Genomic DNA, 15,136 nt, shown 5'->3' on the forward strand with positions numbered 1-15,136 from the left:
TTTTCTATATTTGGATATATAATCTCAATATCCGTGATTTTTTTTAATTCCTCAACTAGGTAATCATAATTTTCTCTTCGTTTATTATAGATAGTGAATAAATCATATCCCAAATTAAAATGGGGCTGAAGTATTTCTGATTTATTATCTTTATTTGGCACATTATCAACCATAATCCCCCCCCGCTAACAGGCAACATCTTGTGTAGAGAATAGAAAGCAAATCGTCCGTTTCTACCACATATACCGCCAATGAGATCTGTTAACCATGAATGGGCACAATCCTCTATATATAAAATGTTATTTTGATCTAACCAATTTATAATTTCCTGATACTGAACATCTGGAAATCCAAAATAATGCACTAATAAAACAATACAGTCTTTTGTATCCTTTATTTTATTCTTAAAATGGTTAAAATCAATTTTTAAATTTCTATCTAAATTATAAAAGTCGAAATCCAAGGAAGAGTTTTTAACAGAATCGAATATACCACTCCCTTCGTTTGGAGACCAACCGATATAAGCTGGCAACAATACTTTATATTGAGGATTTTCTTTTTTAAGGATATCCAATATAGTACTCCAGGCCTCACGAGCTGAATTGGTGTACTTCCACTCTCTTTGAGCAATATTTTTTTTTGTAGCAATTTTTGTTATTCCCATTTTATTGTAGTGTTAATTTCATTCTTTGAATTTCATCTATATACTTATATTTCTCAAGGTTGTTCTCCTGCCCTTTGTAATATATCTTTTTAAAATTGTAATCCTTAAAAAAAGATTTGACCGCCACCAGTATTTCTTCTGAAATTTTATCTTCTCTTATGATTATATTTTCATCTATAATTCCAAGTGTAAAAGACTGTTCACCAGCAGATATTTGAAGAAAGGAAAAACCAAATTTCGCATATAGACAATTGAATTGTGATAAATTGAGAATCATTATATCTGGATTATATTTTGATGTTTCTTCCATATTTCGCTCATAAAAACAGCTTGATTCCTCTTTTACAAATCCCATATTTTCATACCATTTTCGGGCAACTTCATTAGACTGGAATACATCCAATTGTATATTGCTATACACTTGTTCTCGGAAATACTTCTCAGAATAACTGAATATTTTTTTGGCAATACCGAGTCCTTTATAAGTATTATCTGTAGCGATCATATTAAGAAAAGCAGTGGAGGTTTGCGGAAACATTTTAAATTCTGCAAAACCGACTATTTTGTTGTCCTTTTTTGCAGCAAAATATTTATATGGTGAATATGGATTATTTAATTCTGTATAGATAAAATTTGCTATGCCTTTACATCTATATATAGAGCTTGTTAAGTATGCTTTATCAAAAGAACTCCTTACCAGATCAATTATGCAACCGATATCATCAACAACTGCAACATCTATTTTAATTTCTTCTTTCATCATCTAAATTTTGCATTATCGATTCAGGATCAATAACTATATTTTCTGATTTTATAACTTTTAAAATTGTCTTATATACAATTTTCATATCTAAAGCAAAACTAATGTTTTTGACATATACGACATCTAAAGCCAACCGATCATCCCATTTTGCTGTATTTCTGCCGTTTACCTGAGCCCATCCTGTAATTCCGGGTCGAACAGAATGTCTAATACGTTCATCTTCTCTGTAAAAAGGCAGATATCTTATCAATAATGGTCTTGGACCAATCAGACTCATATCTCCCAATACAACATTGATTAACTGAGGCAACTCATCTAAGGATGTTTTTCTTACAAAACTACCAACCTTGGTTAAACGTTTAGCGTCTGGCAATAGGTTTCCTTTTTCATCCTTTTTATCATTCATCGTTTTGAATTTTATTATTCGAAACAATTTTTCATGTTTACCGGGTCTGTCCTGAAAAAAAAACGGTTTTCCCTGATTTGCAATAAATAAAGATATCAAAACAAGGAAGAAAACAGGAGAAGCTAATAGTAAAACACCTGCTGAAACGATAATATCCAATACTCTTTTAAAAAAATGTTTATACATGGTTCTTTATTATTTTTAAATAAGTTTCTTTTGCATTTTTCCATACAGTATCCTGACTATATCTATCATGAACTCTATCTCTGGCATTCTCTTTCATCATTTTTATTTGCTGTTTATTCTCAACTACATATTTCATCTTTTCAAATAAATCTTTTACATCCTTCCTTTTTATCAAAAATCCGGTTTTATTATCAATTATTACCTCATTACATCCTGCAATATCTGTTGTAATAGATGGTATTTTCATTGCTCCTGCTTCGATAAGTACAATTCCGAATCCTTCTCTATAACTCGGTAATACAAAAACATCCATCGCTTTAAAGAAAGGACGAACATCTTTTTGAGGTCCTACATACAGAATATTCGGATTTTTATAAAGGGTATCTATGATTTCTTTCGATAATGTCATATTTTCTTCAAAAGCTCCCACTATAAGCAATTTTATATTTTTAGAAGTTTTTGAAAGTTTTTGAAAAGCTAAAATCAGTTCCTCTAATCCTTTATCTTTTACCAATCTGCCTACAAATCCAAATACAAAATCGCTTGGTTTTAATTTATCGTCCTTAATCTCTATTACTTTATCCGGATTAAAATAAGAAGTATCAATTCCGTTAATACTTCCATTTCCAATAATAATAATATTTTTTGATGTTATATTATCAGATATTAAGGTTTCTTTTATACCATTACTGACAGCTATAACTTCTGTTGCAAACCAACATGTCATCCGCTCCATAAGCATCAATAAGATTTTCTTTTTTCCAAGAATACTCTGATACCTTAAGCCATGCACATAGTATACTCTTGCAGGGACACGCGAAAACCAAGCTGCCATTATTGCTAATAATGAAGCCTTGGGAGTATTTGCATGGACCAATTTAGGTTTTTCTTTGAGAAATAAAACAAGGAGCTTAAAGAAACTTTTTAAATCTTTTAAAAGAGAAATTTCTCTCTCCATTTTTATCGGAAATTTACTCACATCATATTCCTGGCCCATTTCTTCGAGGTGAACTCCAGGGCTTGATACCAAGCTAACGGTAAAATCTTTTTTCAGAACATTTAACTGTCCTTTAAAAAAAGGCAGTGAGTCTGAAACAGTTGTAATTATAAAGAATTTAGGTTTCATTTATTTCGTAGAAATGTTTTTAATTTTCTTGGTGCTCTTATAAATTTCTAAAAAATTAGTATTTATAGTATTGTTTGAGATACGAACATTTCTAATAGAATAATCCCTTTCAGGTTCAAAATAGATTGGCGTATTTTTACTCTTTAAAATATTATCATCAATGTCCAAGCCATCAATATCTGATACAAAAAATAAAGAACTCCATTTCAAGGATTCAAAATCATTAGAAAAAATAGAAACATTTTTTACTTCTCTACCAAGTATTATATTCGAATAAAAATTTTTAGATACAAGACTTTTATTTTTCAGTACTTTTAGCCCATCGATATAACTTCCATTAACAACAACACTTTCGGTACCTTTGGTATATACCTGATTTGATTCGATGGTTATCTTCTTATTTCCTTTTGTTCCAGAAATTCTTACAAAACCTACAGCATCTATTTTGTTGTTTTTTATTTCTACATTTTTTATAGGGCCATATGCCGCCTCTAAATTAATACCAAAGGAATCTTTTTCGAAACCACATTGGATAATGTTATTGCTGACCTTTATACCATTTACACCATCAAGCATTCCTAACATAGAAATTGAATATAAGGTTTTCGTAGATTTAATTGTATTTCCTGTAATTTCAACATCTCGTATTACTTGTCCATCCTCCTCCCAAAGATCCATTTCTAAATCTACAGGAGCCACATGATCATTGAATTTGTAAATGGTATTGTTCATTATTTTAACGTTTCTACCTGATATCAAGGCAATATTACATCGATAAGGATGAGACAATATATTGTCTTCTATAAGAATATTCTCATTTACTAATGAAACGCTCTTTTCAAAACCGGAATTATACCAATATACAAGAATATTATCTCCTAAATTATTTTTTATAATATTCTTTCTTATTGTTATATTTTTTGAACCAGCAATATAAATTCCAGCTTCAAATTCTGAACCCTTACTCATATTGTTCCAGCCTCCGTCTAATGTCAGGCCTTCAATGACTAAAGGTGTATCTGACTGATAATTTCCAATATGAAATAAGGAATATTTTCCATATGTATATTTATCAGGTATGACAAACTCATTTACACAATCAGTCATTTTAATAACAGGATTACCTTCTCCTTTTATAGAGTTATATAAACGAATTCTTGCAGAAATAAGATACTCTTTACCTGTATTTTTTACTAATAAAGGTTTTTTTAAATCAGCCGCTTTTTGAAAAGCTTGTGTATCGTCTGTTTTGCCATCACCTACTGCGCCATAATTTCTGACATCAACATATTCTTCATTTTTTGAGTTCTGTCCTTTACAACATAGCATCACAGGAAAATTGATGATCAGTATTAATAAATAAAAAAGTTTATTACTCATTTTTTTACCGATTTAAAAAATAATTTCCTTCTGTTTTCTAATGTTGAAAAATCGAATTCCGAAGCTCGCTGTATGCTGTATTCTGAATATTTTGAATAGGCTGCTTCTGAACTCATTACGAGCTCTATTTTGTCTGACAAATCATCTTCATTTTCAACTTGAACTAATAAATCAGCATGTATTAGTTCCGGTATTCCACCGACATTACTGCCAATACAAGGCACAGCACGAGCCATTGCTTCAACAATTGCTCTTGGTAATCCTTCTGTACGGGAAACCAATAAAAAAACATCCGACTTATCTAAATAATCTATTACTTCTTTACCTGAAACAGAACCGAGAAAATTTACATTTGAATCAATTTGAAAACTTTCTGCCAAAGAGATCATTTCTTCTCTGAACTTCCCATGTCCCAACCACGTTAATTGAACATCCTTTCCTTCTTTTATTAATTTGCTGACGGCTTTTAATACAATGTCAGGAGCTTTATACATTTGCTCTAAAGATCCTATACAAAGTAATTTAATGGTTTTATTTTGAGGATATTTTTTTACTGAATTAATACGATTTTCTATAAATACATCTGAAGCAAATGTGCTGAATGCTTTATCATTTGCCGGATATCTTTTCTGTAGTGTATGTTTTGTAACATATATCACCGATTGTGCATTGTATACCGCTTCCTTTTGAAATTTTGTAAATAAGTATCTGAGTATAGGTCGAAGGGGGTGCTTAATAACTCCTTTTGCGAAAACATCATAAGGATCACCAATTATTTCTATACCGTAAGCCATTTTTCTTTTTATACAAAATTTTGCTACATGATAGCCTAATGAGCCTGCCCCTCTAATAATAACTGCATCAGGGGTATGTTTTTGAAAATATTTTTTAATGCTTTGAGAAATTGTTCTTTTATTGAGCAAATAGCTTAAAGGTGAATCAAAAGAAATGATTGGTAATATTATAACATTTGATACCAAATGATTCAAATTTTCAAAATTATCAATCTGAAAAACACGTCCTATGACATACACCTCTTCAAATTCAGATAAATATCTCTCCCATAATATATTTGAAAAGGAGAACTCACCTGCATAAAATTTACCATCCGATGTTTGAAAAAACCGGGCATCTGTAATAAAAAATAATTTCATCTATAGTTTATTGTAAAATTTCTGAAACAGAATATTCGGATTATAATTTTTGATCGCCCAATTTTTTAAATCAGGTAAATTTCCTGAATTTTTGTTGTTATAAAAAGTCGTTAAAATAGTTATTGCTTTCTGAGTATCTTCTGGTGCGACTAAATAGCTGTAATGCGATTTGGGAATCGTCTCTAAAATAGGATCAATATCAGATGCTACAAAAGGTAGACCTGCTATTAAAGCCTCTATCAAAGCATTCGGTTGCCCTTCGGAAAAAGAAGGGAAATAAAATGCGTTCATTGAATTAAGTATTTTAACCACATCCTTTCGATATCCCAAAGCTATAATTTGGTTGCTTAATTTTAAATCTTTTATCTTTTCAGAGAACGCCACATCTACTCCTTTTCCACATAAAATAAAATATACATCTTTATGTTGAGAGCATATTTTCTGGGCCACTTCAAACACAGCATTATGATTTTTTTCTCTTGCATAACGACCAACATGGCCAATAACAAAAGCTTCTTCCGGAATGTTTAATTCTTTCCTTATATTTTCATCACAATTAAGAAATTTTTCAGCATCTATTCCATTGTATATTACGTCAAAACGATGGTCAATTTTATCTTCAAAGAAAAACTTAAATGCAGCTTCAGAATTAGATAAAATTGAGGTAGAATACTTCAAAACCAATTTATTTACCAAAGCATTATAAACCAATCTTATATTATTTTCTTTAAAATGATTGGTTGCTCCTCGATAAAAGGTAATTCTTTTCTTTATTCCTGAATAGTAAGAAATGAACATTGGTATACCGGCAAAATTACCGGTAAAATCAACAACGGTGACGAAATTATTATCTTTTAGAAATTTATTAAAGTTTCTAATTCCTTTTAAATCTAAAAAGCCCATTTTTAAAGGAACGATTTCAATATTGTCAATTTTTTGGTATTCTGTTTCTAAAACTCCTTTATTACCACTTTTGCAAAGTACAACAGGTTTTAGTTTTTTATTATAGTGCTTTAAAAATCGTAACAAATAATTTTCTATTCCTCCGGAATTTAAATCATTTATGATAAACAGTACTTTCATAAATTAATATATTAAATCACCACTTGACATTGGTTTTTTAAAAAGAATGTCGAAAAATAAAAAACTATCTCCATTCATATAACTCTCTTCTATGTTGTATCTCGTAATAATAATCTGAGTAATTAAAACACAAACAAAAGAGACGATAAAAAACACAGGCTCTTTTTTTGTTTTATATTTCTGAATATCAAACATAAGAACAATTACAAAGAACATTTTTATAAATAAACTGTATCGGAAATATACAGTAGGTATCGAGGAGAAAATATTTAAAAGCGCAATTAAGAAAAAACAGATAAGATGATATCGTTCTTTAGTTTTTATTTTTAATAAAAGATAAAAATACATTGCATAAATCCATACATTTTGTACGAGATATATGACCATTCCACCAAATCCGCCATGTTGCCCACCTTGTGTCAAATCATTATCCGCATTTATATACGCCTCACTCTTTGATGCTAAAGCACCTCCCATACCAATTGAACTGAATATAGTTACCAGAAAATCTTTGGGTAATAATAAAAAGAAAAAAGAAATTAAAAATATTGACTTTATTAGATAATGCTTATTAATTATTAATCTTAATAACAAATAACTAAAAGCAAAAACGAGCAGTCCAAAATGGATATTTATCGATAATAGAAGGAGTAATATAGCTGTTTTATTTTTGTTGAGAAAGAAACCTTGAAAGTAGGCATACAAAGCAATACTTGCAGCCAACATAAAACGGGTTCCGGAAAATAAATCTAAAAAAGAAATTGATGTAATAAACAGAAAAAGAGACAGTAAGGATTCTCTTTTATTGAGATTTAAGAAAATAACAATATGAGACCAAATTTTTAGTAATATCCCTACCGATATAACTGTAATAATAAAGAAAACAATTTGAACCTTAATACCGATATCTGCAGCGGCCTTAAACAACAACTGTAGAATAAAATCCTGGCTATTAGATAAATTATAAAGAATAAAAGGTATATAATCCCAACTTTTGAAATCTTCATAAATTTCAACATATCGTGACTTATCATCTGATAGGTTAGGAATGTATAAATAACTGAGTAAACCAATAAATACAACAAACAGTGTTAGAGCAAACTTTGATTTCCTGATGATCCCCAAGAGTATAGTAGGCAAAGCCAAAAAAGGAGATATCAAAAAAATTAAAATATTTATAATATTAATTGGCATCTCTATAATGATATATTAAATTCTTCACACCACAAAGCTAAAACATATAGTTTCCATATACTAAAAGAATAATCATATTTATTTTCTAAATGCTCATTTAGCTGTTTCTTAAACTTTAATACATCTAAATTCGGAACGGAATGTAAGAATTTGTCATTTAGTTTAGATAAAATATCATTTTTCAATTCTCCTCGAATCCATCCATTCAACGGAATAGCAAATCCTTTTTTAGGTTGTGTAAAGACTTCCTCAGGAATATACTCTTTTAAAATATCTCTAATGATTCTTTTAGTAACTCCATTTTTAAACCGGTAAGAAATGGGTAATGTGCGGGCAAACTCAATAATCCTATAATCTAAAAACGGACTTCTTGATTCGACAGAGAAAGCCATACTTGCTCTGTCTACCTTTACATTGCTATCATTTTCAAGCCATAATTTTATATTGAAATCTGCTGCTCGTTGTAAAGGTTCTTTTGATAGTTTTCGAAATTGTGGATAATATTTGTCAACCCATGTATAATCTTTTTTAAGATTTAGAGAATCAAATGAAGTAAATATTTTCACTATAAGCTCATTCTCGTCTTTGGAAGACAAAAAACCTTTCAACGTTTCTGGTCTTGTTCCCAGAATAATATGATAAGGTATTTTGCTTAATACTTTTCTGATTGAGAAAGGGATTCCAGCAACTTTTTTGAATTTATCCACTAACATCAAATGCCAGTAACCAATAAAGCTTTCATCTCCACCATCCCCAGAAAGCGCTACAGTAACATCTTGTTTGGTTATTTTATTTAACAGTAAAGATGGCAAAGCAGAACTATCTGCAAAAGGTTCATCATAGACTTTAGTAAAGTCTTTTAACATTTGTAAAATCTGCTCCGGACTACATAGCGTTTCTTTATGTTTGCTGCCGATAATACTTGCATATTGTTGAGCTACTTTACTTTCATCATATTTAGGATCTTCAAAAGCAATCGTAAATGTATTGATTGGAACTGGTGAGTGCTTCGCAGCAATGGCAGAAACTAAAGCCGAATCAATACCTCCTGATAAAAAAGAACCTAAGGGTACGTCTGCCTGCATTCTTATTTTTACAGCATCAATTATTAATGCATGTAATTGTTCTTTTGCTTCTCCGTATGTAAGAACTGTTGTTTCAACCTCTTTTAAATCCCAATATTTTTCTGTTTTTTTTGTTTTATTATTTAAATCAATAGATAAAGTATGACCGGGCTGAAGTTTGAAGACATCTTCAAAGATTGTTAATGGACTCGGAATATATCCACAATCCAGATAAATGGAAACTGCTTCTTTAGATATATGAAGGTTTTTATTTACCAAAGGTCTTAACTGACTACAAATCTCATAAGCACCGTCTTTCCAATAATAGAAAAAGGGTTTTACTCCTAACCTATCTCTTGCGCAAAATATTTCTCCTTTGACCTCATCATAAATCGCAAAAGCAAACATTCCGTTAAGACGGGAAACGAATTTCTTACCCCAATATGCATATGCTTTTATAAGGACTTCAGTATCACTCGTCGTTTCAAAAATAAATCCAACTTTTACTAATTCTTCTCTTATGTCTTTAAAATTATATATTTCTCCATTAAAAACAATATGCAATTGCCCAAAAGAATAAGGCTGATTAGATCTTTTATCTAAATCTAATATGGCTAAACGAAGGTGTCCCAAAGTTATTTCATTAACTTTATTGATTTGTAAGTTATCAGGACCGCGAAAAGAAATGGAATTTAACTTATTTTGTACTTCCTCTTTTCTGTAAATAAAATTAGTTAAATAGATACCACACATTAGTTTATAATTTTCATTTTTATAATAATTTTTAATGTAGCAAGAAAGCCAAATCTATATACCATTTCTTTAAATGAATAAATCTTATTATAATAATTTCTATTGATAAAGTCTTTTTTACCTTCTCCGTTAAAGTTGAGATATTGTTCTAAAAATTCATGAGATAAGTTATCAGATTTAGAATATAATAAATTATTTTTAAAAAATTCTACTACAAGGCTATTATCCAAGTATGTAATTACCTTATTTAAAAAATCAGATGAAGGTTTATATTTGTTTTTAATAATATTAAGTAATTTATAAACCAAAATTTGTGAATGTATATATTTTGAAGGTGTTATTCTTGATGTAAGAGATTTTATATTTACAAAATAACAATAATAAACTTCTGGCAAAAGAAGAATACTTTTTGCTTTTAGAAATACTTCAAAAGAATAAATCAGATCTTCTGTAGTATTCATGTAATCATTTCCGTAGACCAAATCTTTAAGCAATGTATTTTTAACCATTTTAGTACAACATGTTCCCATAAAAAGACGTTGAACAGCAATTTTATTTTCATTCTCATAAAATTCCTTAACGACTATATTTTTAATATTAATAATGGGATTGTTTCCATTATGTCTTTCATAATCAAAGACAATTACATCAGGATTATTATATTCTGTTACGCACTTTAGCAAATTTGAAAACATTGCCGGTTTTATCCAGTCATCTGAATCAATATGCAAAATATACTCACCTATGGCATTTTCCATTCCTGTAGCTCTCGCAATAGCCAAACTTTTGTTAGTGGTTTGCTCAATTATTTTTAAATTAGGATACTTTTCCTTATATTCTTTTAATATTTCAATACTATTATCAGTTGATCCATCATTAACAGCAATTACTTCGAAACTACCTTCAAAGTCTTGATTAAAAATAGAATCTAAACATCTACTTAAATACTTTTGAACATTATAAACCGGTACAATCACACTAAAATCCATACTCTATTTTACTTTCTTTTAATCATTTGAAATAAGTACTGTCTTTGTTTTATGTTCAAAAAACCTGTGTAGGTAATCATAAGCCCAATACAACCAGAAAAGCTAAAGCAAAGAATCAAATCAAACCAGTTTGAAATAGAATAAAACTTATTAATCATTTTAGAAATTATTATTATTGTAATTAGTAATGACAGGATTTTGAGAAAGATTCCAAACAAAGTTCTAACTTTTATTTCCGGGTATACTGATCTTAGCATATAACTTCCTAAAACAAAAGTCTGGAGTAAACATAAGAAGAAATTTACTCCTAATATATAAATTATATAATCATACGAAAGCTTACTATTAATACTCAAAATATAACAAACCACTAAATTAATGATACCTATTAAAACAGTAAATAATGCCGGTATTTTTACTTTATTCCATGATCTGTAAACAAATGCAAAAACTCCAGCTGCCGCATAAAATGGCAAATTAAATAATTTTATATCTAACCATAAACTAAAGCTTGATAAATCTTCTCCTATCCATAAGTGTAAAAAATTAGCTGAATAACCTATCAATATGGCACATAATATAGCCGTAATTAAGCCAATTATTAGAGAATTATTAAGTGCAAGCTTTTTTACTTCTTCATGATCTTTATTAGAGTATGCAATCAATATTAAAGGTCCAAATAGTGAACTGACAACACCAATAACCATAATTATATAGGCTCCAAGGTCTGACACTACACCTAAAACACCAGATTCTTTAGTACCCCATATTTTATTCACAAACAGAATATCAGTTTTAAATATTGCCATATCTCCCAATTGATGTACAATAACCCAAAACGTCATAATCAATAAAGAAGAAAAGATGACCCTGTCAACCTTTTTAAAGCTAATAACCAATCCTTTGGTTAGCAAAGACCTGAAAAGTAGGTATGAAAAAAACAAAACAATGAGCTCTCCTAAAAAATTTCCTATTCCTACATATTTCAAATCCACTGCAATGCATTCAAATAAAATAACATTAAAAAGTACTTTAGAGAATTGCCTTAGAATGTTTATCTTATTCAATAAATCCAATCTATTATTCGCATAAAAGATAATAGAAAAAAAATTTGTAATTAAAGAACATATAAAACTCAGGAAAGTAAAAATAAAAAGCACTTTTGCACTTTGAATAAGTAAATCTGAGATATTGAAAACTTTATCGACATAAACTACAATAAAGAAGCAAATTGGCAACGCAAAAACGATAATACCTATAATAACCATTAAAGCACCACTTAGATAAGATGATGCCTGAGGTATATTATTTTCCTTAATTGAAATAGAATAAAACCGGGTTAGGGAACCTGTTAATGATGTGGCTAATATAGATATATATTGATTTATTAACAATGCTAAAGGTAAAACCCCATATGCTATAATACCAAGTGACTTTACAAGATAAGGAGTATACAATATTGCTATTAATACATTTATTAATAAAGAAATTAGATTATATAATAAGTTTTTAGTTACCTGAGACATACAACAACTATAACTTTACTGTTGAATTTTTCAAAATACCTTTTACGTCATAAATAACTCCGTTTTCTTTTTCTAAAAACTCGTTAAGATCTAAATCTAAAAATTCTTTATGGGCTACCCCTAATACAATCGCATCAAAACCATTTTTCTTAATCATAGCATTGTCTATATTATTTACGGTTGAAAAACCATATTCATGCATTACCTCTTCCGGACTTGCCCAAGGATCATATATCGTCACGTTTACACTATACTCTTTAAGAGCCTTGATGACATCTACAATTTTGGTATTGCGAACATCAGGACAATTCTCTTTAAAAGTAATACCCAACAATAATACCTTCGCACCGTTTACCTTGATGTTATTCTTAATCATCGTTTTTACTACTTGCGAAGCTACATATTCTCCCATGGAATCATTGAGACGGCGTCCTGCTAAAATAATCTCAGGATGATAACCGTGTTCCTGTGCTTTCTGCGCCAAATAATAGGGATCAACACCTATGCAATGACCACCTACCAATCCCGGTTTGAATGGTAAAAAATTCCATTTTGTTCCTGCAGCTTCCAGAACCGCATGAGTATCGATCTCTAAGATGTTGAAAATCTTCGCAAGCTCATTTACAAAGGCAATATTGATATCGCGTTGTGAGTTCTCGATAACCTTTGCAGCTTCAGCTACTTTTATTGTCGGTGCTAAATGCGTACCGGCAGTGATAACAGACTTATAAACATTATCTACTTCTATACCAATTTCGGGAGTAGATCCGGATGTAACTTTTAATATTTTTTCTACGGTATGTTCTTTATCTCCCGGATTGATCCTCTCCGGTGAATAACCAGCATAGAAATCGACATTAAACTTTAAGCCCGATATTCTTTCTAATACAGGAATACATTCTTCCTCTGTAACACCTGGATAAACTGTTGATTCATAAACCACGATATCTCCTTTTTTCAATACTTTACCTACAGTCTCTGAGGATTTATATAATGGAGTCAGATCAGGTCTGTTATGTTTATCTACCGGGGTAGGAACCGTTATAATATAGAAATTTGCTTCTGCAATATCACTCAGATTATCGGAGCAATAAAGACCATTAGTATTCGTCGTATAAGGGTTCTTATCTTGCAAAACACCTTGTAAGGTATCATCTGCAACTTCTAAAGTTACATCTTTTCCACTCATCAGTTCTGTAATGCGTTTTTGATTAATATCAAAACCCACTACAGGATATTTTGTGGCGAACAAACGAGCTAATGGTAAGCCTACATATCCTAAACCTATTACAGCTATTTTTTTCATTTTTATATTTTATGGAAGTTGAGAATAATTATTTCAGATTTTGCCAGTACCATTTTACAGCCTCTTTGAGACCTGAACGTATGGTATGACTTGGTTCATATCCTAATAAACGACGAGCCTTTTCTACAGAAGCGAGAGAATGAGGTATATCTCCCTGACGATTAGGTCCGTGAATAACTTCTACATTTGCTATTTCACTATCATATTCACTTAGAGCGTCTTTCAAATAGGCTAACAATTGGTTTAAAGTAGTACGGTCACCAACAGCGGTATTATAAACTGTATTCACCGCTTCACTGTTAACCGTATTTATAGCTAATTCATTCATCTGAATGACATTATCAATATAGGTAAAGTCCCTTGAATAATCTCCAGTGCCATTAATAACCGGACTTTCATGTTTCATAAGTTGCTTCACAAATAATGGAATAACTGCGGCATACGCTCCATTTGGATCCTGACGACGTCCGAATACATTAAAGTACCGTAATCCGATCGTTTCTAATCCGTATGTTTTAGAAAAAATTTCTGCATAAAGCTCATTAACATATTTCGTTATGGCATAAGGCGAAAGAGGTTTTCCTATTTTTTCTTCTATCTTAGGCAATGCTTCTGAATCTCCATAGGTAGAGGATGAAGCTGCATAAATAAAACGTTTTACGTTCGCATCACGGGCTGCAACAAGCATATTCAAAAAGCCTGAAACATTGACTTCATTGGATGTCTGAGGGTCTTTAATAGAACGAGGTACTGATCCTAACGCTGCCTGATGCAAAACATAATCAACACCTTTGACTGCCTTTTCACAGTCAGAAACATTTCGGATATCTCCTTCAATCAATTCAAAATTGGTATTGTGAGCATGCTGTTCTAAATTATGTCGATGCCCAGTCGCAAAATTATCCAAAACCACAACCTGATGACCTTTTGACAAAAAGTATTCTGTTAAATTTGATCCGATAAAGCCTGCTCCTCCAGTAATTAATATTTTACTCATCTTTATTTATTATATGCTAAAAATTGTCACATACGTAACTTTATTCGTACTTTAACTCTTCTTACCACACTAAACTTTCATTAAGCTTAAATTAAAAAACGGTTATGATAACCGCTATGATAAGAATAAATTGTTTTTCTTTTAAATTCAAAAAATATCTGTTAAATAATAATACTTACAGAATACATCAAATAAGCTGACAAGCTTATTCTATTGTCTTTGATGTAAAGAACAAGTTTAAAAACAAGCTCTTATTTTTGAGCTACAAAAGTACTTATAAAAAGGCTAAGTCAGTTACAAAAGTTACAAAAATTAGAGGATTAGAACCAAAAGGAATAGTTGAAATAAATTTGTTAATGATACATACCAATATTACAATTTTATAGATAAATTTTATTGTTCACCGTATTTTTAAGAGTATATGTTTAAATTTAAAAAGGCGGTTATCCTTTTAATCAGGGCTCTTTACTGTCGTAATCAGCTTTTCAAAATTGTCTTATCATTATACTATCTATATGAAAGACACCTCAAAACGGTTGATTTAT

16 protein-coding genes are annotated in these 15,136 nt (G+C 30.3%); 3 read left to right on the forward strand and 13 right to left on the reverse strand.

Translation table 11 applies throughout. The features are described from left to right. Positions 1–55 precede the first annotated feature (55 nt). A complete protein-coding gene (locus QW060_RS11630; RefSeq protein ID WP_290363720.1) occupies positions 56–664 on the reverse strand; it encodes a DegT/DnrJ/EryC1/StrS family aminotransferase in 609 nt (202 codons plus the stop codon). Position 665: 1 nt separating this feature from the next. Beyond that, complete coding sequence (locus QW060_RS11635; protein WP_290364753.1) at positions 666–1,364, reverse strand: GNAT family N-acetyltransferase; 699 nt, start codon at positions 1,362–1,364, stop codon at positions 666–668. On the opposite strand from QW060_RS11635, the gene QW060_RS11640 reads away from it, so the two are divergent. Continuing rightward, positions 1,303–1,431, forward strand: coding sequence for a hypothetical protein (locus tag QW060_RS11640; protein WP_290364800.1), 129 nt, complete (start codon positions 1,303–1,305; stop codon positions 1,429–1,431). The genes QW060_RS11635 and QW060_RS11640 overlap by 62 nt on opposite strands. On the opposite strand, the gene QW060_RS11645 is transcribed toward QW060_RS11640, so the two are convergent. Genes QW060_RS11645 through QW060_RS11665 form a run of 5 tightly spaced genes read right to left on the reverse strand, consistent with a single transcriptional unit; the run spans position 1,408 to position 6,291 of the window. Further along, positions 1,408–2,019, reverse strand: coding sequence for a sugar transferase (locus tag QW060_RS11645; RefSeq protein WP_290363721.1), 612 nt, complete (start codon positions 2,017–2,019; stop codon positions 1,408–1,410). The genes QW060_RS11640 and QW060_RS11645 overlap by 24 nt on opposite strands. Beyond that, positions 2,012–3,145 (reverse strand): glycosyltransferase family 4 protein, encoded by a 1,134-nt coding sequence (locus QW060_RS11650; protein WP_290363722.1) that lies wholly within the window; start codon positions 3,143–3,145, stop codon positions 2,012–2,014. Before QW060_RS11650 ends, QW060_RS11645 begins: the two co-directional genes overlap by 8 nt. Beyond that, a complete protein-coding gene (locus QW060_RS11655; protein ID WP_290363723.1) occupies positions 3,146–4,525 on the reverse strand; it encodes a right-handed parallel beta-helix repeat-containing protein in 1,380 nt (459 codons plus the stop codon). Beyond that, positions 4,522–5,679 carry a glycosyltransferase gene (locus QW060_RS11660; RefSeq protein WP_290363724.1) on the reverse strand — a complete coding sequence of 386 codons (1,158 nt, stop codon included), beginning with the start codon at positions 5,677–5,679 and terminating at the stop codon, positions 4,522–4,524. The genes QW060_RS11655 and QW060_RS11660 overlap by 4 nt, the downstream gene beginning before the upstream one ends. Beyond that, positions 5,680–6,291, reverse strand: coding sequence for a glycosyltransferase (locus QW060_RS11665; RefSeq protein WP_290364754.1), 612 nt, complete (start codon positions 6,289–6,291; stop codon positions 5,680–5,682). On the opposite strand from QW060_RS11665, the gene QW060_RS11670 reads away from it, so the two are divergent. Next, positions 6,203–6,385, forward strand: coding sequence for a hypothetical protein (locus QW060_RS11670; RefSeq protein ID WP_290364801.1), 183 nt, complete (start codon positions 6,203–6,205; stop codon positions 6,383–6,385). The two genes, QW060_RS11665 and QW060_RS11670, sit on opposite strands and share 89 nt — an antisense overlap. 84 nt (positions 6,386–6,469) lie before the next feature. Further along, the gene (locus QW060_RS11675) at positions 6,470–6,688 is read left to right on the forward strand and encodes a hypothetical protein (RefSeq protein ID WP_290364802.1); all 219 of its coding nucleotides are present in this window, start codon (positions 6,470–6,472) and stop codon (positions 6,686–6,688) included. Between the two features lie 77 nt (positions 6,689–6,765). Here QW060_RS11675 and QW060_RS11680 read toward each other — a convergent pair whose 3' ends face one another. The 6 genes from QW060_RS11680 to QW060_RS11705 are packed head-to-tail and all read right to left on the reverse strand — an operon-like array spanning position 6,766 to position 14,591. Continuing rightward, on the reverse strand, positions 6,766–7,923 hold the full coding sequence (locus QW060_RS11680; protein ID WP_290363725.1) for an EpsG family protein: 1,158 nt from the start codon (positions 7,921–7,923) through the stop codon (positions 6,766–6,768). 35 nt (positions 7,924–7,958) lie between these two features. Then, the gene (gene asnB, locus QW060_RS11685; RefSeq protein ID WP_290363726.1) at positions 7,959–9,773 is read right to left on the reverse strand and encodes an asparagine synthase (glutamine-hydrolyzing); all 1,815 of its coding nucleotides are present in this window, start codon (positions 9,771–9,773) and stop codon (positions 7,959–7,961) included. Next, positions 9,773–10,762 (reverse strand): glycosyltransferase family 2 protein, encoded by a 990-nt coding sequence (locus QW060_RS11690; RefSeq protein ID WP_290363727.1) that lies wholly within the window; start codon positions 10,760–10,762, stop codon positions 9,773–9,775. The genes asnB and QW060_RS11690 overlap by 1 nt, the downstream gene beginning before the upstream one ends. Positions 10,763–10,770: 8 nt before the next feature. Next, on the reverse strand, positions 10,771–12,288 hold the full coding sequence (locus QW060_RS11695) for an MATE family efflux transporter (RefSeq protein ID WP_290363728.1): 1,518 nt from the start codon (positions 12,286–12,288) through the stop codon (positions 10,771–10,773). A gap of 7 nt (positions 12,289–12,295) precedes the next feature. Continuing rightward, entirely contained in the window at positions 12,296–13,594 is a 1,299-nt protein-coding gene (locus tag QW060_RS11700; protein ID WP_290363729.1) for a nucleotide sugar dehydrogenase, read from the reverse strand. Positions 13,595–13,622: 28 nt separating this feature from the next. Next, positions 13,623–14,591: an SDR family oxidoreductase gene (locus QW060_RS11705; protein WP_290363730.1), complete on the reverse strand. Its 969-nt coding sequence runs from the start codon at positions 14,589–14,591 to the stop codon at positions 13,623–13,625. Positions 14,592–15,136 lie beyond the last annotated feature (545 nt).

The sequence above is a fragment of the Paenimyroides ceti genome, assembly GCF_030409925.1.

Bases quoted from the DNA above. Each gene is read 5' to 3' on its own strand.
- QW060_RS11700 (WP_290363729.1), bottom strand. From the start codon at position 13,594: ATGAAAAAAATAGCTGTAATAGGTTTAGGATATGTAGGCTTACCATTA.
- QW060_RS11670 (WP_290364801.1), top strand. From the start codon at position 6,203: ATGTTTAATTCTTTCCTTATATTTTCATCACAATTAAGAAATTTTTCA.
- QW060_RS11640 (WP_290364800.1), top strand. From the start codon at position 1,303: ATGCCTTTACATCTATATATAGAGCTTGTTAAGTATGCTTTATCAAAA.
- QW060_RS11705 (WP_290363730.1), bottom strand. From the start codon at position 14,591: ATGAGTAAAATATTAATTACTGGAGGAGCAGGCTTTATCGGATCAAAT.
- QW060_RS11690 (WP_290363727.1), bottom strand. From the start codon at position 10,762: ATGGATTTTAGTGTGATTGTACCGGTTTATAATGTTCAAAAGTATTTA.
- asnB (WP_290363726.1), bottom strand. From the start codon at position 9,773: ATGTGTGGTATCTATTTAACTAATTTTATTTACAGAAAAGAGGAAGTA.
- QW060_RS11655 (WP_290363723.1), bottom strand. From the start codon at position 4,525: ATGAGTAATAAACTTTTTTATTTATTAATACTGATCATCAATTTTCCT.
- QW060_RS11630 (WP_290363720.1), bottom strand. From the start codon at position 664: ATGGGAATAACAAAAATTGCTACAAAAAAAAATATTGCTCAAAGAGAG.
- QW060_RS11695 (WP_290363728.1), bottom strand. From the start codon at position 12,288: ATGTCTCAGGTAACTAAAAACTTATTATATAATCTAATTTCTTTATTA.
- QW060_RS11660 (WP_290363724.1), bottom strand. From the start codon at position 5,679: ATGAAATTATTTTTTATTACAGATGCCCGGTTTTTTCAAACATCGGAT.
- QW060_RS11650 (WP_290363722.1), bottom strand. From the start codon at position 3,145: ATGAAACCTAAATTCTTTATAATTACAACTGTTTCAGACTCACTGCCT.
- QW060_RS11675 (WP_290364802.1), top strand. From the start codon at position 6,470: ATGAACATTGGTATACCGGCAAAATTACCGGTAAAATCAACAACGGTG.
- QW060_RS11645 (WP_290363721.1), bottom strand. From the start codon at position 2,019: ATGTATAAACATTTTTTTAAAAGAGTATTGGATATTATCGTTTCAGCA.